The following is a 1,418-nucleotide window of genomic DNA, read 5'->3' as shown; positions in this document are numbered from 1 at the left end:
AATGGCTCTTTGTCAACTGTAGTGGGTTGAAGAAAAGCTAAGCTCGAGAAAGGACAAATTTCGTCCTTTCTTTTTTGATATTCAGAGCGATAAAAATCCGTTTTTTGAAGTTTTCAAAGTTCCGAAATCCAAAGGCATTGCGCTTGATAAGTTTGATGAGATTATTGGTGGCTTCCAGTTTGGCGTTGGAATAGGGTAGTTGAAGGGCGTTGGCAATTTTCTCTTTATCCTTGAGGAAGGTTTTAAAGACAGTCTGAAAAAGAGGATGAACCTGCTTTAGATTGTCCTCAATGAGCCCGAAAAATTTATCCGGTTCCTTATTCTGAAAGTGAAAAAGCAAGAGTTGATAGAGATGGTAGTGATGTTTCAAGTCTTCTGAATAGCTCAAAAGCTTGTCTAGAATTTCTTTATTCGTCAAGTGCATGCGAAAAGTAGGGCGATAAAAACGTTTATAGCTGAGTTTCCGACTATCTTGTTGGATGAGTTTCCAGTAGCGTTTGATAGCCTTGTATTCATGGGATTTTCGATGAAACTGATTCATGATTTGGACACGCATACGACTCATAGCACGGCTCATGTGTTGGACAATATGGAAACGATCCAACACGATTTTAGCGTTTGGAAAAAGCTGTTTAGCCAAGTCATAGTAGGGGTTAAACATATCCATAGTAATGATTTTCACCTGACAACGAACGGCTCTATCGTAGCGCAGAAAGTGATTTCGGATGATAGCTTGTGTTCTACCCTCAAGAACAGTGATGATATTGAGCTTGTCAAAATCTTGCGCAATAAAGCTCATCTTTCCCTTTGTAAAGGCGTACTCGTCCCAGGACATAATCTCAGGGAGGTAAGAAAAATCAGACTTAAAACGGAAATCATTGAGCTTACGAATGACAGTTGAAGTTGAAATAGCCAGCTGATGAGCAATATCGGTCATAGAAGACTTTTCAATCAATTTTTGCGCAATTTTTTGGTTGATAATACGAGGGATTTGGTGATTTTTCTTGACGAGAGAGGTTTCGGCGACCATCATTTTTGAACAGTGATAGCACTTGAATCGACGCTTTCTAAGGAGAATTCTAGTAGGCATACCAGTCGTTTCAAGATAAGGAATTTTAGAAGGTTTTTGAAAATCATATTTCTTCATTTGACTTCCGCACTCAGGGCAAGATGGGGCCTCACAATCTAGTTTAGCAATGATTTCTTTGTGGGTATCCATATTAACAACATCCATAATTTGGATATTAGGGTCTTTAATGTCTAGTAATTTTGTGATAAAATGTAATTGTTCCATATGATTCTTTCTAATGAGTTGTTTTGTCGCTTTTCATTATAGGTCATATGGGACTTTTTTTCTACAACAAAATAGGCTCCATAATATCTATAGGGGATTTACCCACTACAAATATTATAGAGCC

General features: G+C 37.9%; 1 protein-coding gene. It reads right to left on the bottom strand.

What is annotated here, in order from left to right:
- Nucleotides 1-37: 37 nt before the first annotated feature.
- Nucleotides 38-1,294 carry an ISL3 family transposase gene (locus tag HT722_RS08820; protein WP_173217988.1) on the bottom strand — a complete coding sequence of 419 codons (1,257 nt, stop codon included), beginning with the start codon at nucleotides 1,292-1,294 and terminating at the stop codon, nucleotides 38-40.
- Nucleotides 1,295-1,418: the final 124 nt, after the last annotated feature.

This window comes from Streptococcus sp. 53 (assembly GCF_013276565.1).
Taxonomy (GTDB): Bacteria; Bacillota; Bacilli; order Lactobacillales; family Streptococcaceae; genus Streptococcus.
The sequence above is the reverse complement of the archived record's forward strand: the minus strand, read 5'-3'. Positions and strand labels throughout refer to the sequence as shown.

What these genes read in the sequence shown, in the direction of transcription:
- HT722_RS08820 (WP_173217988.1), bottom strand. Translation starts at nt 1,294, where the DNA reads ATGGAACAATTACATTTTATCACAAAATTACTAGACATTAAAGACCCT.